Origin of the sequence: Sphingomonas paeninsulae, assembly GCF_003660165.1 — a bacterium.
Classification (GTDB): Bacteria; Pseudomonadota; Alphaproteobacteria; order Sphingomonadales; family Sphingomonadaceae; genus Sphingomonas_O; species Sphingomonas_O paeninsulae.
In genome coordinates, this window is the sequence record NZ_CP032828.1 from 185,465 (window position 1) to 206,189 (window position 20,725).

A 20,725-nucleotide genomic window follows, 5' to 3' on the forward strand; every position below is an offset into this window, starting at 1 on the left:
ATGGACATCATCGCGTCCGAGCTGCGTTTTCCCGAGGGGCCGATCGCGATGCCTGACGGATCGTTCCTGGTAGTTGAGATCGCTGGAAAGACGCTCACGCGGATAGATGCGCAAGGCCGTAAGAGCGTCATCGCAATGCTCGGTGGAGGGCCTAACGGCGCCGCCATTGGCCCGGATGGCGCCTGCTATGTCTGCAACAACGGTGGGCTTGGCTGGCATTCCGATCCCGACCAAGGCCTTCGTCCCGCCGGCACGCCTGCTGATTACGATGGCGGAAGGATTGAGCGCATCGATCTTACCACTGGTGAGGTGACGCGTCTCTACGACCGAGCCGGTGATCATCTTCTCAGCGGTCCTAACGACATCGTCTTTGACCGCCATGGCGGTTTTTGGTTTACCGACCTTGGTAAGTTCCGGCCGCGCAGCGCCGATCATGGTGGTGTCTATTATGCAACCGTCGACGGAGCCTCCATCCGCGAGGTGATCTACCCGATGTCGAGCGCGAACGGCATCGGTCTGTCGCGCGACGAAACACGGCTGTACGTTGCGGAGACAGCCGGTGCGCGGATATGGGAATTTGAGCTCTCTGCGCCCGGAGAGGTCGTTCGCCAGCCATTCCCGTCCCCCAATGGCGGTCGGATGCTGTTTGTATCGCCGCGCTTTCAACGCTTCGACTCACTGGCCATCGACGCAGACGGAAATATTTGCGTAGCCGCCATCTTCGAGGGCATGATCTTGGTGATATCGCCCACCGGGGAAGAAATCGCCGCACTTCCAATGCCCGACGTGTTTCCGACCAACATCTGTTTTGGGGGAGCCGATTTGCAAACCGCGTACATCACGCTTTCGGGGCACGGTTTGCTCGTTGCGCTGCCTTGGCCACGACCTGGGCTGCCGCTCAACTTCCTCAATGACTGACAGGTTTCGGGCATTCTGATTGGAATGCATTGAGCGCTTCCAACCGATCCGCAGGATCATGGTTGAATTGCTGATGGCGGCTCTGCATGGTCTTCTGCGAAGCGAGTATCCAATATGCCGATTACAGGGAAAATAGCGGCTGTCACGGGGGCGGCATGGGCATCGGGCGTGCATCGGCTCTGCGGCTGGCGCGCGACGGCGCACATGTTGCTGTGATAGATCGCGATGCAGATGCGATAGTCGAAGTGGTCGATGCCATTGGAGCCGCAGGCGGGCATGCCTTCGCCGCGATCGCGGATTTGCTGGACACTAAGGCGATAACGGACGTTTTCGCCAGGATAGAAGCCGATCTAGGTCCGGTCGACGTCCTGGTGAACAATGTCGGCCAGAGCGCTCGCGAGCGGGCAAAGCCATTCTGGGAAGGCGACCCCGAGATTTGGGACTTCACCCTCGGCATTTCTCTACGCAGCACAATGGTCTGCACCCGCCAGGTAATCAACGGCATGCGTGAACGCCGACTGGGCCGGATCATCAACATGTCATCGGAATCAGCATTCTACGGGCATGAGCTCACGATCGACTATTCAGCGGCGAAGGCCGGTGTGCTGGGCTTTACCCGCGCGCTTGCCGGTGCGCTGGCGCCGTGCCAGATCACGGTCAACGCTATTTGCCCCGGCCTTGTGCGGACCCGCGTGATGGACCAGCTTCCCGCCGATCACATACAGAACATGGCAGCCGCCATCCCGATGGGCTATATTGGTGAACCCGACGACATTGCTGCTGCGGTCTCTTTCTTCGCCAGTGAGGGTAGCCGATTCATCACCGGACAATCGCTTCTGGTCAACGGCGGCAAGTGGATGATTTAACCGGCTCGGCCGGATAAAGGAGAGTATCAATGACCGTGCAATGGAAAGATATGTTCTCGGCGAACGAGGCCCTCGGGACCGGACCGGTCTCGATCGATCCCTATGTTTCCGAAAGCTATTTTGAACTGGAGCGCGAGCATCTGTTCAAGAAGTCCTGGCTGCACGTCGCACGGGCGAACGAGATTCCCAATCCGGGCGATTTCATCACCCGCGAGATCGAGATCGCCAAGGCATCGATCATCATCGTCCGCGGCAAGGATATGAAGATCCGCGCTTTCCACAATGTCTGCTCGCATCGCGCGGCGAAGCTCGTCTGGGTCGAAAAGGGCAGCCAGGGGCGGTTCGTTTGCCCTTATCATGCGTGGACCTATGACCTCGAAGGCTCGCTGCGCGGTGTTACCGGCGAAGACAAGTTCGTTGGCCTTGACCGCAAGAACTGCGGACTTACGCCGGTCGCGTGCGACCTATGGGAAGGTTTCATCTTTCTGAACTTCGATCGGCAGCCCAAACAGACGCTGGCCGAATTCCTGGGCGGCTTCGCGGATTATGCGTCGGGCTATCCGTTTGACGATGCCACATCGGTTGCGCATCTCGAGTTCGGCGATTTGCACTGTAACTGGAAAGCCGCGATCGATGCATTCCAGGAAAGCTATCACCTCGGCTTTCTCCATAAGCAGACGCTGACCGGAGTCTTCTCGGGTAAGGACAACCCGCTGAGCGATCCCCTCGCCTTTCAGACCTATGGGCCCCACCGTACCATCTCGCTCTGGGCAAATCCGGATCACAAGGCTGGGCGGGTCGAGAAGCTCTCGCGCCAGTTCGGTTCGACGATAAACTCAACGACCGGCGAAACCCGCGCCGCCACCCAAGCAAAGCTGTTCGCCCAAGCGCCAGGTCTCAATCCAGCACGTCATCCCAACTGGGCGCTCGACGTCAACGTTATTTTCCCGCACACGATCTGGCTGGCGATTCCGGGCGCTTTCACTGTCCATCATTTCTGGCCGATAACGGTCAACCGGACGCGCTACGAAGCTTATAGCTATTATCCTGAGCCCAAGCGGGCGAGCGAGCGCTTCAGCCGCGAATATGGCTTCTGCCATTTCCGCGGTGTGGTGTCCGAGGACGTCTACAATATGGAATTCAGCCAGACGGCGATGGAATCCGGCGCAAAAAAACTGCTTCAGCTTCAGGAGAGCGAGATTTGTATCCGGCATCACTTGGCTGCGGTCGATGATCATATCCGTGCCGAAATGGTCGCATAATGTCGACGATGATAGTGAACGACCGCCCCCTCCCCATGGGCTTCGAGGATCTCGAACCCTTCGTCGCCGAATGGGCATTGCCACTCAACATGGCGCGTTACACCAAACGTGTGAACTCGACGATGGACGAGCTGAATAGCTTTTACGCCGCGATCGAGCCTCGCGCAGAAGAAGCGCTGCGACTCCTCGACACATATTCGATTGCCGAGATAGAGGGTCCCGAAGCGCGGCTGATGCACCTGTTGTTGATGCTGATCGACGTATCCTTAGCCGTTGAAGTCTATCGCATGCCCGCCCTCCCCTTGTCTCCCGCTCCGCAACGCTACGCCGTGACGATGGATAACATGTTCTTCAATTGACGATGGCGCGCTAACCAGGGACAAATGACATGAGCGACCCTTTTGAATCGCGACCTTCAAGCGGACCGCTGGTAGGCTTAAGGGTTGCCGAATTTGCAGGGCTTGGCCCCGCGCCTCATGCATGCATGCTGCTGTCCGATATGGGTGCCGAGATCGTACGTGTCGATCGGCCGGGCAGCGTGCCGCCCGATCCGACCGACGCCACCGTCAGGGGGCGACTTGGCACCGTAGCGCTGAACCTCAAATCGGCGGATGACGTCGAGGCCGCGTTGCAGCTGATCGAAAAGTCCGACATTCTGATTGAAGGCTTCCGGCCAGGGGTGATGGAACGGCTCGGCCTGGGTCCTGACGTAGCGCTCGCACGTAATCCGCGCTTGATCTACGGTCGGATGACTGGGTGGGGACAAACCGGCCCACTCGCGCAAGCAGCAGGCCATGATATCAACTATATTTCCCTCAGCGGTGCGCTGGCTGGTATCGGACCTCGAGATGGCAAGCCTGTTCCCCCGCTTAATCTCGTTGGCGACTATGGCGGCGGATCGCTTTATCTGACCGTTGGCCTGCTTGCTGCGCTACTAGAGCGGACCCGATCGGGGCTTGGTCAGGTTGTGGATGCGGCGATTTGCGATGGTGTGGCATCACTGATGGCCCTGCCGAACTGGCTATTGCAGCAACGTGGCAGTGATGCCCGCGAAGAACGCGGTTCGAATGTCGGCGACGGGGGGCGTTTCTTTTACAATAGCTATGCATGTGCGGACGGTCGATACGTTTCGGTAGGAGCATTTGAGCCACAATTCTATCAGGCGCTGTGCGAAGGAATGGGCGTTGCGGACGATCCCGATTTCAAGGAGCAAAAGCTCGGATATTTGGAATCGCGCAATCTGATCGCACGTGCCGAGACAATTTTTCGCTCAAAGACGTCCGCCGAATGGTGCGCGATTTTCGCTGTCAAAGATGCCTGCTTCACTCCGGTACTCTGGCCGAGTGAGGCACCTCACCACCCCCATAATGCCGAGCGGGGAATCTTTGTTGAACTTGGCGGCGTTCCACAGCCTGCACCTGCACCTCGGTTCGGTCGGACGCCCGGAAGATTGCAGGGCCTGACGCCGATCAAACCGCTGCAGATTGCCGACGTCCTGGCGGCGTGGGATTGGGAGGCGGCTAACGGAAAATGGCGATCAATATAATGAATGCGGCGGGAGAATGAGGTGGCTGGGACGGACAACGGTATCTACGTGGACAGCGCGCCGGAACGGCGTGCTGACCAGAAGGTCACCACTGTGATGCCTTCGGGTACGCAATTCCGGGCCACGATATCGCACGGGCAGGATAGTTCGATAAGGGAATTTGAGATCAAGGTGTTCTTTCAGGGGCAGCTAAGCGGCGAAGCTGCCCATATCCGTCCCATCGAGCGGTGGTGCGACCGCTAAGATAGCCGCCCGTGAGATTGATATGCTACCAGCCCAGTGATGCAGTATGGGGCGGCAGAGTTTCTTCGAGCGGTCGTGCTTTCGTGGCCATCTCGCTTAGGGATCGTTGCAGACATACCGTATTCCACAGGATTGCGGCGGTGAGGAGCGCTACCCCCTGATGCGCGGTGCTGCTGCCCTTGCCGACTTCGGTCGCGAAGAAGATTAAGCCGGTGAAAGCAGGCCGCGCGGGCGAGCGTGTTTTGGCTCTCTCATTTGTCGAGCTCGATTGTGGATCACGCCGCAGTTGCGGGTTTTCGAGCCAGTCGAGCGTGTTGTTGAAACGAATAGGCTTTGCTGATCGGGATGCGGTCCCGCGGGGTAATAAGGGTTCAGCGGGGCGCGATCGGCGATCTGCCGCGCGCTTAGTCCGGTAATTCTGTTCGACTGAATATCCAGGGCCCTTCAGGCAGGGGATGGGCCGCTTCGATCTCGCCTGCTTCGCCAGTAACGCGAAGCGTCTTGCCGGTAACGCCGACTGCGCGCTGCCTTGGCCAAGTTTAGTCACGGCTCATTTCCATCCGAGGCGGCGCGGGACACCGGGATCCTGAAATACAAAGTGGGTCGCGTCGCCCGCAGCAGCGTCAACAGGTCAATCTGCGCCAACACGGGGAGCTACGTCGAAACGCGCCTTGGCCAGGCTCCGCGCCCAAATATTCAGGCCGGGATCTCAAGACGGCGTTATGAATCGACCTGGCAATACTAAAGCGAATGATCTGCGCACCAGCCCGCTCGACAGTCGCGTAAACATGTACCGGACGGCCTGCCCAAGGTGCCGCCGATAGAAAACTTCGTGGACATCAGTACCGTGGGCGTTCTGTCGACGCGTTGTATAGCACGCAGCAGCCACATTCATCGCTCGGCTAAGCCGCCGGGGTAATTTGGCGCTGAACTCAAAATGCAACGGTCGGGGTGAGACCCGACCGTTGCTTCACCTGCGTTCATGCGCGACAACGACCGACAGTCTCTGATCACCGCTGGATGAAAGGCGGGGTTACTTCACTATGCTTTTCAGATGGCACACCGGCGCGCCGTCGCCGCCGATATTGAGACAGCAATCGGCAACCATTTTTCGGGCAAAAGGGATCACGGCATATTTGAAGAGCGGCGGGCCATGGGAATGGGCTGCGACCATGGCGAGCCACGCCTCTACCCGCACCACTCAGCTTTACGATCGCAGGCCCGATGATGTGACGCTTGATGACGTTGAGCGGGTGTTAATTGGGTCTAATAGCCCATGAGCTTGAGCACCTCGCTGCGACTCCTTGAGTCGTCGAGGAAACAACCCAGCAGGCGGCTTGTCGTCATTGTGACCCCCGGCGTACGGACGCCCCGACCGGTCATGCAGCCATGCGTCGCCTCGATGACTACCGCGACCCCCTGCGGATTGAGGTTATCCCAGATTGACTGGGCAACCTGCGCGGTCAGTCGCTCCTGGACCTGAAGTCTACGCGCATAGCCGTAAAGGACACGCGCCAGCTTCGAAATGCCGACGACTCGATCCTGCGGCATATAGGCGATCGACGCTTTCCCCGCGATCGGCGCCATGTGATGTTCGCAATGCGACTGGAACGGAATGTCCTTCAGCAGGACGAGCTCGTTATAGCCGCCGACCTCCTCGAAGGTGCGTGATAGGTGATAGCCGGGGTCTTCCTGGTAGCCCTCACAATATTCTTTCCACGCCCGGGCAACGCGCTTTGGCGTATCGAGCAGTCCCTCACGGCCAGGATCGTCACCGGCCCATGCAATCAGCGTGCGTATTGCATCTTCTACATTTTTGGGAACGTGCGGTTTTTCCTTTGGCACGTGTGCGAGCGGCGTCATGGTTTCCATTCTCAACTAACTAATTACGGTTCTCGCGTTTAGCCATAGCCAAACGCGTCTGGCTGGAGTGAGAAAACATTCCGCCTAGCGGACATAAATTGAGGAGGCTTTAACTTAGGCATAAAACCAGATTTGAATAACTCACTATTTTCTGAGCGCGGATGGGTTCTATTTGCCATGATACGGGCCGCCTGACCCGGACTGTGGCACTCTCTCGCTTACTCAAACAAGCATGGAGTGCTTCTTTATTACAGCTTCTCCGTCAGTTCAGGCACGAGCTTGAACAGATCGCCGACCAGCCCGATGTCGGACACCTGAAAGATCGGCGCATCCTCGTCCTTGTTGATGGCGACGATGATTTTCGAATCCTTCATGCCCGCAAGATGCTGGATCGCGCCCGAGATGCCGATTGCAATATAGACTTCGGGAGCGACGATCTTGCCGGTCTGGCCAACCTGATAGTCGTTCGGAACATAGCCCGCGTCGACTGCCGCACGCGATGCGCCGACACCGGCACCGAGCTTGTCGGCGAGCGGTTCGATGATCGTGTGGAAGTTTTCGGCGTTCTGGAGCGCGCGGCCACCCGAGACGATGATCTTTGCGCTGGTCAATTCGGGGCGTTCCGATTTCGCGATTTCGGCGCTGACGAACGTGGCAACGCCAGCGTCGCCGGTCGAGGTCACGGCTTCGATCGTGCCGCTGCCGCCTTCGCGTTCAGCCTTTGCGAAAGCCGTGCCGCGAACGGTGATGACTTTCTTGGCATCCGACGTCTGCACGGTCGCGATCGCATTACCGGCGTAGGTCGGACGGGTGAACGTGTCCGGGCCATCGACCGAAAGGATTTCGCTGATCTGCATGACGTCGAGCAAAGCGGCAACGCGGGGCGCGATGTTCTTGCCGATGGCGGTCGCAGGCGCGAGAAACGCGTCGTGATCGCCCATCAGTGCGACAATCAGCGGCGCGACATTTTCAGGAAGCGCATGTTCGAACGCGGCGTCATCAGCAACATGAACCTTGCCGACGCCAGCAATTTTGGTCGCCTCGGTCGCAACGGCAGCGATGCCTTTGCCCGCGACGATCAGATGCACTTCGCCGAGCAATGCGGCGGCGGTGATGACAGGAAGCGTTGGGTCCTTGACCGTGCTGCCGTCGTGTTCGACCCAGACCAGAGTCTTCATGCTACAACTCCCAGTGTCTTCAGCTTGGCGACCAGTTCATCGACGTCGGCGACCTTGACGCCCGCAGTGCGCTTCGACGGCTCGACCACTTTCAGCGTGGTCAGACGTTTTGTGACATCAACGCCATAATCGGCGGGTGTCTTTTGCGCCATCGGTTTGGATTTCGCCTTCATGATGTTCGGCAGCGACGCATAGCGTGGCTCGTTCAAACGAAGATCGGTCGTGACGATTGCGGGGATTTTCAGGGAGACCGTTTCCGATCCGCCATCGACTTCGCGCGTGACCTTGACCGTGTCGCCATCGACTTCGACAGCACTGGCGAAGGTGCCCTGTGGACGACCGAGCAAGGCAGCAAGCATCTGGCCGGTCTGGTTCGAATCGTCGTCGATCGCCTGTTTGCCGAGGATGACCAGCCCGGGCTGTTCTTCCTCGACGATCTTGGCCAGCAGCTTTGCAACGCCAAGCGGTTCGACTTCGGTTTCGCTGACGATCAGGATCGCGCGGTCGGCCCCCATGGCGAGCGCCGTCCGCAGCGTTTCCTGCGATTTCTGTTCCCCGATGGAAACCACGATCACTTCGGTAGCAACGCCTTTTTCACGAAGGCGCAGGGCTTCCTCGACGGCGATTTCGTCGAACGGGTTCATGCTCATCTTGACGTTGGCCAGGTCGACGCCCGAACCATCCGCCTTAACGCGCGGTTTCACGTTATAATCGATGACCCGCTTGACGGGGATGAGGATCTTCATAGTGTTTACCTGTTTCGCATCGATTTAGGCCACGTAGCAACAACCCAAACGTCATGCGACTGCATAATCCCAGACCACCGCGTTGAACGAGCGCAGCTTCATGTGCTCAGCGCCGGCGGGGATGCGTGTGACGACAAACAGGGAATTTCCCGTCAGACAGCTCGCCCTCACTTGTGGACATTGTCGCTTGACAGGATGACCGGTCGATGATCGCGGTCTTGCGCATCTTTTTTTGAGTAATTGTCACGACGTGATTTCCTGCTAACGTCCAATCGCAGTCGCCGCAACGCTTGAAGGCGGCAAAGCAGCTCAAGACCTTGATTACAATTTAATAGATGATCCGGATGTCATTTTGGGCCATGGCCGGATAACCGTCCGACTTTGTATTGCGCGAATGTTGCGACGCCGTTCCCCGTCTCGGTTAATCACTATCCTCTACCTAACGCACACGTGCTGGACCGATAGCTTGCCTTTTTGGCTGAAGCTGCGAGACAACGCGGCGCAACCTACACGGGTGGTGAAGAACTGTACGTAGTTGACGCGTCGATTGAGGTGCGCAAAAGTTCGGATCCGACTAAATCTCGGTCCATTACGCTCAAAGCCGTCGATTGTGAACGCCCCGGCTGCGTCGGGCTCGTTGTCACATAGGTACATGCCGGGGCGTGGTGGAGATCAGCAATCAGCGATTATGGCCTTAGCGAGCAGCGTCAGCTTGCGTCTCCGACAATACCCGCAAGACATTTCCGCTCCATAGTTTGGCAATGTCCCCGTGCGTGTATCCGCGTCGCTGCAAGGCCGCCGTGATATTGCCGGTCTTGCTTTCATCTTCCCACCCAATCAGGCCGGTGACGCCGTGATTGAAGTCGGTGCTGAGGCACACGTGATCTATGCCAATGGTTTTCACTGCGCGGTCCACGCTGTCGAGATATTGGTCGATTGTTGCCTTGGGGGCGACTCTGTTGAGTTCGGCATAAAGCGCCTCTCGCTTGGCAACAGTCAGCCCCTCATATCCGTTCTTCAGCACCCCATAACGATCGAGGACTTCTTGGAGTTTCTCCGCCGACGATGCTATGAGATAGTTGCTGAAAGCGACGATGCAAACAGCGCCGCCTCGGCCGGCGACAGCTTGCAATTCTTCGTTTGTCAGATTGCGGATATTATCGACCACCGAGCGGACGCCCGAGTGCGTGGCGAGCACGGGCGCCTTGCTGAGTTGTACTGTTTGGAGAAGGCCCTGCGTCGTTAGCTGGGAGACATCAAGGACGACCCCATAGCGGTTTGCGTCTTTAATCCATTGTCTGCCGAGGGCGCTAATTCCGTGGTTCGCACCGGGGATATCGCGGGCAAACGGCCTGGATGAATCGGCGAGCTCGTTGTTGCCGGCGTGGACGAAGCCGATGACCCGGACGCCTAGGTTAGCAAGCGATCGGACGGCGTCCTTGTCTTGTGCATAAGGCGACCCATTTAAGACGGTGAGCACGATAGCCACCCGCCCCGAAGCCGCTATTTTTGTTATGTCGGTCGGCGTGAGGGCAATGGCCGCCTTGTCCGGATGACGTGACGCGATTTCGCGGATTGCCTTAAGCTTGGCATCAGCGGTGTTGCGTTCGATACGATGTCCCTCCGGAGTCGGTGCATTTCTTGGGGCGTGAATCGACAAAAATATCGCTCCAACGCCGCCGGCGCGAAGCTTATCGATATCGACTTCGGTTCCAGCATCGATCGTGCCTTTCCGATCGGGATGCTCAAGCGGATCTGGAACGTCGGCATGCGCGTCGAGGACCAGGATTTTGCTGGGCTGTGAACCAGCGACGGCAGGTACCGCTGACGCAGCGATGGCGGCAACGCAAATTAGCGACAGTTGCATGGCGAAGATGTAGCGACGGTTTTTCAATTTACTTTTCCTTAAAAACGAGCCGCAACTCGTGCATAGTAACGGCCGCCGTCCGCCTCGTACGGGCGATAGGTCGGGTATCTGGCGCCAATGAACGACAGGCCGCTCGTCGAGCGATCGGGGTAGTTGCCCAGAAAGTTTTCCGCACCGATCGTGAGCTTTATTTCCTTTGTCACGGCGTAGGACGCCGAAATATCCAGGAATATCTCGGAACCGTAACGCTGATTGTCAGAGGGAGCGAAAAATGGAAGCGTGTCGGTGAATGCGCCATAATAACGGGCCCGACCTGCTAGGCCGATCTGGCCAATGACATATTCCGCACCGAGATTTGCTGTGTGATGAGGCAGCCGGTCCTGCACTTCCTGCTCAAGATTAGCGTTCACTATTTTTGGGTCACCGCCGGTGATCTTAGATTTATTATAATTATAGGCCGCCGTGACCAAAAGGCGCCCAATTCCGAGACGCGTGCTGTACGAACCTACTATGTCCACGCCGTCCGTGCGAGTGTCGTAGCCGTTGATAAAGAACCGGAAGGTCGATAGCTGCGCCGCTTGGCTCACGCCTTGCGCCACCAAGATGGCCCGTTGGGCCGAGGTCAGTGTCAAGGTCGAAGTGAGACCAAGACGATCGCGAATCTTGATGCGATAATAATCGACCGAGAGAGTCAGTCCTGCCACCGGTGTAAGAACGAACCCAGCGCTGTAGTTGGTCGCCCTTTCAGGCACTAGCGGCTTGCCGCCCGCCGCGGCTGCGATCGGGTTGGTCGATGGGATCAGGCCGTTGGTCTGAATGACTTGTTGGGCAGGGGGCGGAACATTGGGATCGGGACTTTGGGTGGTCATGGTCAGATTTTGTTGACCGACAGTTGGCGCGTGAAAGCCCGTGCTGAGGGCGCCTCGCAGGTTAAGCCACGATGTGGCCTTGAACCTCGTCGCTAGTTTGTAGTTCCAGGTTGAGCCGAAACCGTCGAAATCCTCAAACCGCAGCGCGCCGCTGAGGTTCAGGCGTTCGGTAAGATCAATATCGACGTCCGCGTACGCTGCGCGACTATCGCGCGACCAGCGTCCTGCCTGATCAGGCGTGGGAGATGGAAAGCCATTAGAGCCAGACGGCAGATCGTTGAGTGGACCGATGACGTAGGCCGCTTCGTCCCCTGCGCGGATTTCATAACGCTCCCTGCGCCATTCACCGCCGAATGAGACGCTGATCGGTCGAAACAGACCGGCGTCCACCAGCCAGGTGAAATCGGTGTTGACGGCATATTCGGTTTGTGTCTGCGCGCCAGCGTTGAATGACGTCGGCGATACTGGACCGAGCGATGCATTGATCGTATTTCGAATATTGTAGTCGATCCGATTGCGGCCGTAGCGCCCGCTCAAGTCCCAGCTCAGCGTGTCGGCAAGTTTTCCCCGAGCGCCCGCCACTAAACTTGCGTCCCTCGATTCGGCGGAGAATTTTGGTACAAATCCGGTCGGATAGATGTCAGCTAGGTGGTAGTTCGGATAAAGGAACGGCGGATTGTCCTGATAGAACGATCGAGCAAATATGGCACCCGTCGGATCCCGGAACAGGAAGTCATTCTTACTTTTGGTGCCATTGAAGTTGCCGAAGCCGTATAACTCGAGGCCTTCGGTAAGTGTGTATTTGGCGTTTCCAAATATCTTCCAGCTCTCAACCGCTGGTTGGCCAATCTTCGAAACCGCTGAACCGCGATCGGTTGCCTCTGAGTTGCTATATTCGCCGGATAGGCTGGCAACACCGCGATCGCCCAATTTAACGCCCGCGCGGCCTGCGACTTGATATGTTGTGCCGTCCCCCGCGTAATATTGACCACTCTGGGCATCGAGGCTGTACCCAACGCTTTCGTCCAGTATAAGATTGATCACCCCAGCGATGGCGTCCGATCCATATTGAGCGGATGCTCCGTCACGGAGCACTTCAATGCGGTTCAACGCGATCTGCGGGATCTGACCGAGATCGACCGCTTGCGATCCTTGTTGAGGAGTACTGATGTAGGCGGAGCGATGTCTCCGCTTGCCATTTATCAATACAAGCGTTTGATCGGGCGAGAGGCCGCGTAAGGTCGCCGGGCGTACGAACGCGGCGCCGTCATATGCCGGCAAGCGCTGCACATTGAAGGATGGTATTAGCCGAGCCATTTTATCATTGAGGTCCGACGATGGGGTGGCAGAACGCAGGTCGTTCGCGCTCAGGACGTCAATAGGCACGTCTGAGTCTGCGGCGGTTCTTGCCGATCCACGCGTACCCGTGACTACGATCGTCTCGGCATCGGTGGGACGCGCTTTATCTGCGTCTTGTGCACACACCGCTGTCGTCCCAAACGCCATCGCAGCCAAAAAGCTCGGTATGGCCGTCCATGGAGACGTGATGGAAAGCGTTCGCTCACCGCCGAAGATTTTATTTTGGCTCATCGATTATTCCCTCCCTTGTTAGTGACAGAAACTATAGCCCCATCCGACCGAAAACTTGTTCCAAACTATGCTCCTAGTTTGATTTTTACGGCAATAAATACCTATGATCACTGATCAAAGCAGAAAATCTTTCTGCAATTGAAGACTGGCTTGTTGAGTTTGGACCTCGCGAATCAGAAGGTTCGAATCAGATGATCAACTGAGAAGCGGCAAAGCTGTGGTCGACTTGATCTCTTGCATTGCAAACGAGGAACTGACGTCATGAAGGTCGGCAACCTTCGTCAGCTTGCGATAAATGCGATCATAATCGGCGATGTCACGGGCAACGATCTTCAGGAGATAATCAATTTCTCCACTCATCCGATAAAATTCGACAACTTCCGGAATTTGGGAAACGCCTTCGGCAAACGCATCGAGCCAGTCCTCACTGTGCTTCGCTGTGCGGATTGCCACGATCACCGTAACTCCTAAACCAAGGCGATCGCGGTTGAGAATAGCAACCCTGCGCTCGATAACACCTGCTTGTTCGAGACGCTTTATACGTTTCCAGCAGGGTGTCGTGGACAAGCCGACGGCCTCGCCAATTTCAGCGACCGATTGCGTTGCGTCATTCTGAAGGATGCCAAGAATTTTTCGATCGATCCTGTCTAGAACAATATTCTCTGCCATTATTAATTCCTAGAACGAATCCGTTAAAGATAGCCGAATCGGTAGCAACAAGAGAACCATATTTTCAACATAACTGTCTATATTTGTTTGGCCAAAAGCCAAGCAAACGGAGGACGCTTTAATGTTGAAACGCTATTTTAAGGATCACCTGCACAGCGTGGACGAGAGTTACGGTGAGCATATGAAACACGCGCTCGGCTTTGCCTTCGCTATGTTTCTTGGCGGGACGGCATGCCTGATCCACGCGTTCCTGCCTTTCCTTTTTGAAACGACAGGCAGCGGCCGTGTCCGGATGTTGCACGATAGTATGATAGCTAACCGCCACCGCACGTTGCACGAACCATTGGACGCTGCGCCGTCCGCTGCTGAATAACGTGACGGTCATAGCGCCAGATTTTAGACTTTTCCCATGCGCCTAATGCTGCCAATGGCGGCCGATCTTTACGGCGACCTGATTGACAAAGGTTCGCAGACCTGGCGTAATATCCTGCCCGGTTCGGCGGTCGTGACGGCAGCGACCTTGGCGGCGGCTTATCTCGCGGACCGTTATGGAGTTCCGTTAACGTTGATGAGCCTGCTTGTTGGCCTGTCTTTGAATTTTCTTGGCAATGATCCCCGACTCACAACTGGTTTTGCGATGGCCTCCGGCAGGCTTTTGCGTATCGGCATAATTCTCCTTGGCGCGCGCGTTACACTGGCCCAAGTTGTAGGTATTGGCCCGCTAGCGCTGTTTGGCATCGTCCTGATCGTTTCAGTGACGATAATGTCTGGAGTCTGGACAGCAAAATTGCTGGGGCATCGAGCCCCATTTTTTGGCATCTTGGCGGGTTCGGCAGTTGCTATATGCGGCGCATCTGCCGCGCTTGCTGTTGCAGCAATACTTGGCGAGCGTCGGATCGACAAAACGCAGTTGACACAGGTCCTTCTCGGTATTGCTGCGATGAGCGCCACGGCCATGTTCCTTTATCCTATCCTCGCTCACTTTATCCATTTCAATGACCGACAGGCAGGTTTTCTTCTGGGCGCCGCGATCCACGACGTCGCGCAAGCAATCGGAGCGGGATATTCATTCTCGACGTTGGCGGGAGAGACCGCCGCTATCGTGAAATTAAGCCGGGTTGCGCTGCTTGCCCCCGTGCTAATGATCATTTCTTACAAATATCCCCAGCCGGACCGCGCGTTGCGCGTTTCCGCCTTTCCTGGCTTTGTCGGCGGATTTTTCCTCATGGCCGCTGCCAACTCATTTGGCCTGCTCGCAGGCGCCAGGCACTACACCGATTTCGGGGCGACCATGTTGCTGGCGGCTGGCGTGGCAGCCACGGGAATCCGTGCACCGATGTCGGCCCTGAGCGCGGCCAGCGCTCGACCGCTTTTGGTCATCATCGTTGCATCCCTCGTCGCGCTCCTACTTTCGCTCGGTTTCGCGTCAATGGGGATGGGCTAGGCGCGACCTGCCATGGCCCTCTGTAGCACTTTGGATGAGGGAGGTACGCAAGGCCAGGCTGGCGTGACAGTATTTCAAAGCAAATATCAGTTCGCCCTATCAACGCTTGGTTCACCGATGCCGTTGTTGGCTGCCGCTGATGGGAGCCAACGACAGCGGCGTCAGCAGCGCGTCGATTCCTGGATTGTGACTGTAGCCTTCGACGCGCACGCGATCATGCTTTCGTTTGCGATCGGACGCGTGTCGATCTGGCGATCGACAGCAAACTGCGACCCTGTGACACGTCAAGATCGTAAAGTTGGCGATCAGGTCCGCGGCCTCACGGTCTTTATTCATCAAGCGACCGAAAAGCCGGTTCGGATCGAACCGATAACCGATTCCAAATCAGCTTATTCGCATGAGCATTTGAGAGTCGCAATTGACCTCCCGAGCCGCGCACGAAGATCCGCGCCAATCGCCACTAGATCATCGTCGCTAGGGCGCCCAACAAGGTCGGCGGCCCGGACGTCGAGGTAGAGCACCGTCGGGAAGGCAGCCGGGTTCGCAGACATGGGCTTTTTCTGGCACAATATGCCCGTGGTCGGATCTGCCGTTCCGACGAGCAGCTTCAGGCGTGCGACCGTCTGCGCAGGCTGTGATTTTGCACCCGAGGGCCGTGCATTCGGGTCCATTGCAGTCCATCGAGCAGCGCCGATGTCCCAGCTCGGCGTCAGCCGCATTACGCCGTCACCTACGCGAGGCCAATAGAAGCCGCCGCTCTAGATAGCCTTGCTCATCGGCATCAGGTCAGTGTTGCCCCAGACCAGCCAGCTTGATCCGGTTCGTGCGCCTTCCGACTTCGCTCAGGAGAGCGTTCGAATGGGAACATACGCCACACCCGAGATCGGCTTGAGGCCAAGCTCATTCTTGACGAGCGCTGCCAGGCCGACTGCCCCCTTCCTGAAGTCGCCCGGCCGTGTGGCAACCATGACTATTGTTCGGTCCGGCGACTGGCTCACGTCGCCTGCCTCATCGCGGTAATGACGCGTTCGATACGCGACCGTGACACTTCCGAGACCTTTGATCGTCATCGCACATGTATATCGCACATGGATCACGATCTCCGCAGCTGTTGATCGCGACGGTGTAGCCACATCGCGCTCGTGAACCACCACCGGCACAAAGCCATCTCGCGCAACGACGTGCAGCGCCCACCGGTATCACATCCATCCTTTGAGGGCGGCGACGGCCCTTGCTTTCGAATATTGTTTTGACACCCGACACCAAGCTACCCCTCACATGTGGGACAAATCATATTCAGGTCAGCGACCGACGATATGTGGTGGAAATTTGGCACTTGCGGAAATCCGCTTAGCAAAAACCAGGCCCAAACACTTCGTCCACCAAGGCTTCTTCTCTGCCGTGACGATCATGAACATCGTAAGCGCCAAATCTCTCCCACATATCGGCGATCGGTGATCTGAGTATGGTTTGCCCCTCATGTGAGGGGTAGCTTGGTGTCAGGTATCGAAACAACATTCGAAACGACTTTCGAAAGCAAGGGTGGCCGTCGTCCTCAGCGTATGGACGTGATCCCGGCGGGTGCTGCACGCCGGATGTGGGCACCCGATGCCAAGGCGCGGATCGTCGAGGAGAGCTTTGTCGCCGGTGCAAATATCGCGGCGATCGCGCGCTCCAATGACCTTTTACCCCAGCAGCTTTATGCGTGGCGGCACACAGTGTTGAAGGCGCGTGAGATGGCGTTTGTGCCGGTGGTTGTCGACGAGCCTGGCCTGCCGTCGCCGTCAGGATCATCCGCCGCGGAGATCGTGATCCATGCCGGTGCGATAACGATCCATGTTCCCGAAAATGTCACGGCTGCGCACATCGAACGCGTGCTTACCGCGATCAGGCAGGCGACGTGATCCTTCCGCCGGGACCGCTCAAAGTGATGGTTGCGACCAAGCCGGTCGACTTCAGGAAAGGAGCCGTCAGCCTGGCAGCGCTGGTCGAGAATGAGCTTGGTTTGAAGCCGTTCTCGGGCGTGGCGTATATCTTCCGCTCGAAACGCGCGAACCGGATCAAGCTGCTGGTCTGGGACGGCACGGGACTGGTGCTGGTGAGCAAGGTTCTCCAGACCGGCGGCTTTTGCTGGCCGCGGGTTGGTGACGACGTGATGCGACTGACGCCGAGCCAGGCGTCGGCGCTGTTCGAGGGTCTGCAATGGACCCGAATGCATGCGGCCCGGGTGCAAAAACCGCAGGTTGCGCAGTAGGTCGCACGCCTGAATCTGCTCGTCGAAATGGTGGTTGCGACGGCGGAAAAACATGCCAGAAATAGTCCATGTCTGCGAGCGAAGCCGACCTTCCCGACGATGTCGGAGTCCTCAAAGCGATGATAATCGCAGGGCTCGAACGCGAGGCGCGGATGCAGCATCTGCTCGATCAGCTGAAGCGGGCAACGTTCGGCAGGCGCTCTGAAAAGCTCAGTGCCGATCAACTGGCGCTGGCGCTCGAGGATATCGAAGTCGCGCAGGCCGAGCTGTTGGCGCTCGCCGAACAATCGCCGGTCGGTCCGAAAGCCGAGAAGAAGCGCAAGGAAACCACCGAACGCGCTTCGCTGCCAGCGCATCTGCCACGGATCCGCGAAGTGATCATGCCGGTCGAAACCGAATGTCCCTGCTGCGGCGGTGCGCTGCACTGTATCGACGAGGATGTCGCCAGTCGGCTCGATGTCATCCCCGTCCAGTATCGCGTGATCGTGACCGTGCGCCCGAAGATGGCGTGCCGCACATGCAGCGACGGTGTGTTCCAGGCACCCGCGCCAAAGCATGTCGTGCCCGGCGGCCTTCCCACCGAAGCGCTGATCGCCGACATGATCGTCAGGAAATACGCCGACCATGGTCCTTTTTACCGGCAGGCACAGGCACTGCGTCGCCAGGGCATCCAGATCGATCGCGGTACGATGTGCAACTGGTCGGGGCGTAGTGCCGCGTGGCTCGGGCGGATCACCCGGCGCATGAAGGCTGAACTGCTGTCGGGCGACCGGCTCTTTGTCGATGAGACCACTGCGCGGGTGCTGGCACCGGGCACGGGCAAGACAAAGACCGGCTATTTATGGGCGATCGCCCGCGACGACCGTGCTCATGGCGGGACCGATCCGCCGGCCGTGGTCTACAGCTACATGCCGGGGCGCGGCAAAGTCTGGGCCGCGCAGTTGCTCGGCAGCTATCACGGCATCGTCCAGTGCGACGGTTATGGGGCTTATAAGCATATCGAGGCCTCCGATCGTGCCGGTGGCGCGGGAAAGCTCGCCTTTTGTTGGGCGCACGTGCGGCGCGGCTTCTTCGACGCGACAAAAGGCGGCAACGCACCGGTGGCCGATGAGGCGCTGCGCCAGATCGCCCGTCTGTACGCCATCGAGGCCAAAATCCGGGGATCAGACCACGAGCATCGCCGCGCAATCCGTCGGGCTGAATCCGCACCTCTGGTCACGGCGATGAAGCTCTGGATGAAAGACATGCTGCCCAGGCTACCAAGAGGCTCCGGAACGGCAGGCGCAATCGGCTATGCGCTCAATCATTGGAACGGCCTCAATCGCTTCCTCGATGACGGGCGCATCGAGCTCGACAACAATACCGTCGAACGTTCGATGCGACCGATAGCCCTGCAAAGGAAAAATGCGCTCTTTGCTGGGCACGACCTCGGTGCCGAAAACTGGGCCATCATCGCCAGCCTGGTCGAAACCTGCAAGCTCAACGCCATCGATCCGCAAGCCTATCTGACTGACGTTCTCGGCCGGATCATCCACCGCAGCGACGGCGATCCCGTTGATGATCTGCTGCCGTATAACTGGACTGACAGCCGGGCCGCGAACCTGCCGAGCATCACTGCGCAAGCCGCGTAACCAATCCCCGTGGCGATGATTTAGCGCTTACTGAACATCAGTATGTCGCAATTAATACTTTTTGGGGGCATCCGACCCACATTTTCAATAAATCAGCACCTCATGGCGCACACAGAGTTATGCCGAACCGGATTGTGCGGGGATATTCTGCAATCTTTCCCGCAAAATATTCTTGAGGACTTTCCCTTGAAAATTTCGAGGAAGCGTATCGACAAGCTCGATCCGTTCCGGAATCTTTTGGCGAGCCAAGCCAGCAGCGATCAAATATTTTGAGATCTCCTGTTGGTCGATGCTACATCCTGTTTCGACGATCAGAAAACAGGCGACTCCCTCTCCTAGCCTTTCGTGAGGCATTGCCACTACCGCCACGTCAGTAATGGCTGGGTGGCAGATTAGAACATCTTCAATCTCACGTGCGCTAATATTCTCGCCACCACGGATGATGAGGTCCTTTTTTCGGCCGGTAATCGTAAGCGTGTTGTCAATACCAACTACACCAATATCACCGGTGAGGAAAAACCCGTCCGCGTCGAAGGCCTGTTCATTATCTTCTGGTCGCAGGTAGCCAACAAATTGCTCAGGAGCCTTGACGGCGATTTCACCCGCTTCCCCCTGCTTTAACAACGCGCCGCTAATCGAATCGGAAACATGAATTTCCACTCCCGGGGTGAGCACTCCGTCTGTATCGGCACCAAGATCAATTTGATCGCGCGTTGCAATGGCTAATGTAATACTTGGCACTTCGGTTAGGCCAAAGCATCTGCCAATAACGGCGTTGGGAAACCAAGCATGCGCCTCTCGGACGAGATAAGGTGCAACTGCCATTCCACCGCAAACAAACCGCTTGAAAGTCGGCAGATGCTCGTCTCGGCCCTGCGCTGCTTCCAGCAATTCCTGCAAAAAAGGAGCTGATGAGGTAGTGAACGTGACACCATGTTCGAGAAAGAGATCTACTGCAGCATGAGGGTTCCATTTTTCTTGAAGTATTACTGGCGCGCCAATTGCCCATGGGAGCTCGAACGCCATTAGTGCACCGGTAATATGACTGACCGGCGAGGCCATAAAGATGACATCCCCATCGGTCAGTTTCCAATAATCGATATAGGATTTAATTTCCGCTTGAAGGGTGTTGTGAGTGTGCATCACGCCCTTTGGGCGGCCTGTTGTCCCGGAAGTGTACATGACGATCTTGACGCTGTCGGCACTGACCTCAGGCAACCGGAGCTGTGCTTGCTCAGCCATGATAAAATCGGACCATGCAATAAAGTTCCCAGGATTGCTACGAAGCACCACGACCGTTTCAAGGTCGGGCAACTCTCCTGCGACACTCTCAATCATCTCTACGTAGTCAAAATTACGAAAGATCCCTGAGACGAACAGCAGTCGGCACCCGCTGTCGCGCAGCATAAATCGTACCTCACTCTCGCGCAGTATTGGAAGCACGGGGATTAGCACGACACCGGTCAAGCTGGCGGCAAGATAGATCGCCATGGTTTCGGCCCAATTCGGCAACTGCATTGCAACGACGTCGCCCGGTCCCAGCCCGCGTTGAATCATTGCAGCGGCGAGAGCATTCGATTGCTCCCATATTTGCCCGACTGTGAATTTTACGTCACCCTCGACGACCAGCACGCGCTCCGGATTGCTTCTAAACATTCCGCGGGCAAGTGCCGCGATGGTCAGATTTGTCCATTCTCCGCTCGCGACACGCGTGCGAATTAATTCGTCTGTCAATAGAGTGTGCATTCCGCCGACGTCTCTTTGCATTTCATGCTCTTT

Annotated in this window: 19 protein-coding genes and 1 pseudogene; 12 read left to right on the plus strand and 8 right to left on the minus strand. The window is 57.3% G+C overall.

The window, feature by feature from the left end:
• The 7 genes and pseudogenes from D3Y57_RS02055 to D3Y57_RS20635 form a co-directional block, all read left to right on the plus strand.
• Nucleotides 1-918 carry an SMP-30/gluconolactonase/LRE family protein gene (locus D3Y57_RS02055; RefSeq protein WP_121150892.1) on the plus strand — a complete coding sequence of 306 codons (918 nt, stop codon included), beginning with the start codon at nt 1-3 and terminating at the stop codon, nt 916-918.
• An 86-nt stretch (nt 919-1,004) separates the two neighbouring features.
• Nucleotides 1,005-1,784: an SDR family NAD(P)-dependent oxidoreductase gene (locus D3Y57_RS02060; protein ID WP_121150895.1), complete on the plus strand. Its 780-nt coding sequence runs from the start codon at nt 1,005-1,007 to the stop codon at nt 1,782-1,784.
• A 29-nt stretch (nt 1,785-1,813) separates the two neighbouring features.
• Nucleotides 1,814-3,046 (plus strand): aromatic ring-hydroxylating oxygenase subunit alpha, encoded by a 1,233-nt coding sequence (locus D3Y57_RS02065; RefSeq protein ID WP_121150897.1) that lies wholly within the window; start codon nt 1,814-1,816, stop codon nt 3,044-3,046.
• Nucleotides 3,046-3,405, plus strand: a complete 360-nt coding sequence (locus D3Y57_RS02070; RefSeq protein WP_121150899.1) for a hypothetical protein — start codon at nt 3,046-3,048, stop codon at nt 3,403-3,405. Before D3Y57_RS02065 ends, D3Y57_RS02070 begins: the two co-directional genes overlap by 1 nt.
• Before the next feature lie 29 nt (nt 3,406-3,434).
• Nucleotides 3,435-4,592 carry a CaiB/BaiF CoA transferase family protein gene (locus tag D3Y57_RS02075; RefSeq protein WP_121150901.1) on the plus strand — a complete coding sequence of 386 codons (1,158 nt, stop codon included), beginning with the start codon at nt 3,435-3,437 and terminating at the stop codon, nt 4,590-4,592.
• A 21-nt stretch (nt 4,593-4,613) separates the two neighbouring features.
• Nucleotides 4,614-4,835 carry a hypothetical protein gene (locus D3Y57_RS02080; RefSeq protein WP_162986891.1) on the plus strand — a complete coding sequence of 74 codons (222 nt, stop codon included), beginning with the start codon at nt 4,614-4,616 and terminating at the stop codon, nt 4,833-4,835.
• Between the two features lie 1,045 nt (nt 4,836-5,880).
• A pseudogene (locus tag D3Y57_RS20635) lies at nt 5,881-6,115 on the plus strand (site-specific integrase); the annotation flags it as partial.
• Here the strand turns inward: D3Y57_RS20635 and folE are convergent.
• The 6 genes from folE to D3Y57_RS02120 form a co-directional block, all read right to left on the minus strand.
• Nucleotides 6,102-6,698, minus strand: a complete 597-nt coding sequence (folE, locus tag D3Y57_RS02095; protein ID WP_239025793.1) for a GTP cyclohydrolase I FolE — start codon at nt 6,696-6,698, stop codon at nt 6,102-6,104. The pseudogene D3Y57_RS20635 and the gene folE sit on opposite strands and share 14 nt — an antisense overlap.
• Before the next feature lie 248 nt (nt 6,699-6,946).
• Nucleotides 6,947-7,876 carry an electron transfer flavoprotein subunit alpha/FixB family protein gene (locus tag D3Y57_RS02100; protein WP_121150909.1) on the minus strand — a complete coding sequence of 310 codons (930 nt, stop codon included), beginning with the start codon at nt 7,874-7,876 and terminating at the stop codon, nt 6,947-6,949.
• Nucleotides 7,873-8,622, minus strand: a complete 750-nt coding sequence (locus D3Y57_RS02105) for an electron transfer flavoprotein subunit beta/FixA family protein (RefSeq protein WP_121150911.1) — start codon at nt 8,620-8,622, stop codon at nt 7,873-7,875. The genes D3Y57_RS02100 and D3Y57_RS02105 overlap by 4 nt, the downstream gene beginning before the upstream one ends.
• Before the next feature lie 694 nt (nt 8,623-9,316).
• Nucleotides 9,317-10,516: a dipeptidase gene (locus tag D3Y57_RS02110; RefSeq protein ID WP_162986892.1), complete on the minus strand. Its 1,200-nt coding sequence runs from the start codon at nt 10,514-10,516 to the stop codon at nt 9,317-9,319.
• 11 nt (nt 10,517-10,527) lie between these two features.
• Nucleotides 10,528-12,948: a TonB-dependent receptor plug domain-containing protein gene (locus D3Y57_RS02115; protein WP_121150915.1), complete on the minus strand. Its 2,421-nt coding sequence runs from the start codon at nt 12,946-12,948 to the stop codon at nt 10,528-10,530.
• A gap of 195 nt (nt 12,949-13,143) precedes the next feature.
• Complete coding sequence (locus D3Y57_RS02120) at nt 13,144-13,617, minus strand: Lrp/AsnC family transcriptional regulator (RefSeq protein ID WP_121150918.1); 474 nt, start codon at nt 13,615-13,617, stop codon at nt 13,144-13,146.
• A gap of 121 nt (nt 13,618-13,738) precedes the next feature.
• Between D3Y57_RS02120 and D3Y57_RS02125 the strand changes: the two genes are divergently transcribed.
• Nucleotides 13,739-13,990 carry a DUF6356 family protein gene (locus D3Y57_RS02125; RefSeq protein ID WP_121150920.1) on the plus strand — a complete coding sequence of 84 codons (252 nt, stop codon included), beginning with the start codon at nt 13,739-13,741 and terminating at the stop codon, nt 13,988-13,990.
• A gap of 36 nt (nt 13,991-14,026) precedes the next feature.
• Nucleotides 14,027-15,061 (plus strand): YeiH family protein, encoded by a 1,035-nt coding sequence (locus D3Y57_RS02130; protein ID WP_239025794.1) that lies wholly within the window; start codon nt 14,027-14,029, stop codon nt 15,059-15,061.
• Between the two features lie 389 nt (nt 15,062-15,450).
• Here the strand turns inward: D3Y57_RS02130 and D3Y57_RS02140 are convergent, their stop codons facing one another.
• Nucleotides 15,451-15,780, minus strand: a complete 330-nt coding sequence (locus D3Y57_RS02140) for a hypothetical protein (RefSeq protein ID WP_121150924.1) — start codon at nt 15,778-15,780, stop codon at nt 15,451-15,453.
• Nucleotides 15,781-16,557: 777 nt separating this feature from the next.
• On the opposite strand from D3Y57_RS02140, the gene D3Y57_RS02150 reads away from it, so the two are divergent.
• The 3 genes from D3Y57_RS02150 to tnpC all read left to right on the plus strand — a co-directional run bounded on the left by D3Y57_RS02150 (nt 16,558) and on the right by tnpC (nt 18,946).
• Nucleotides 16,558-16,965 (plus strand): transposase, encoded by a 408-nt coding sequence (locus D3Y57_RS02150; RefSeq protein WP_121150928.1) that lies wholly within the window; start codon nt 16,558-16,560, stop codon nt 16,963-16,965.
• A complete protein-coding gene (gene tnpB / locus D3Y57_RS02155; protein WP_121150930.1) occupies nt 16,962-17,315 on the plus strand; it encodes an IS66 family insertion sequence element accessory protein TnpB in 354 nt (117 codons plus the stop codon). Before D3Y57_RS02150 ends, tnpB begins: the two co-directional genes overlap by 4 nt.
• A gap of 68 nt (nt 17,316-17,383) precedes the next feature.
• Entirely contained in the window at nt 17,384-18,946 is a 1,563-nt protein-coding gene (gene tnpC, locus D3Y57_RS02160) for an IS66 family transposase (RefSeq protein ID WP_121150932.1), read from the plus strand.
• Between the two features lie 117 nt (nt 18,947-19,063).
• On the opposite strand, the gene D3Y57_RS02165 is transcribed toward tnpC, so the two are convergent.
• Entirely contained in the window at nt 19,064-20,713 is a 1,650-nt protein-coding gene (locus tag D3Y57_RS02165; protein ID WP_121150934.1) for an AMP-binding protein, read from the minus strand.
• Nucleotides 20,714-20,725: the final 12 nt, after the last annotated feature.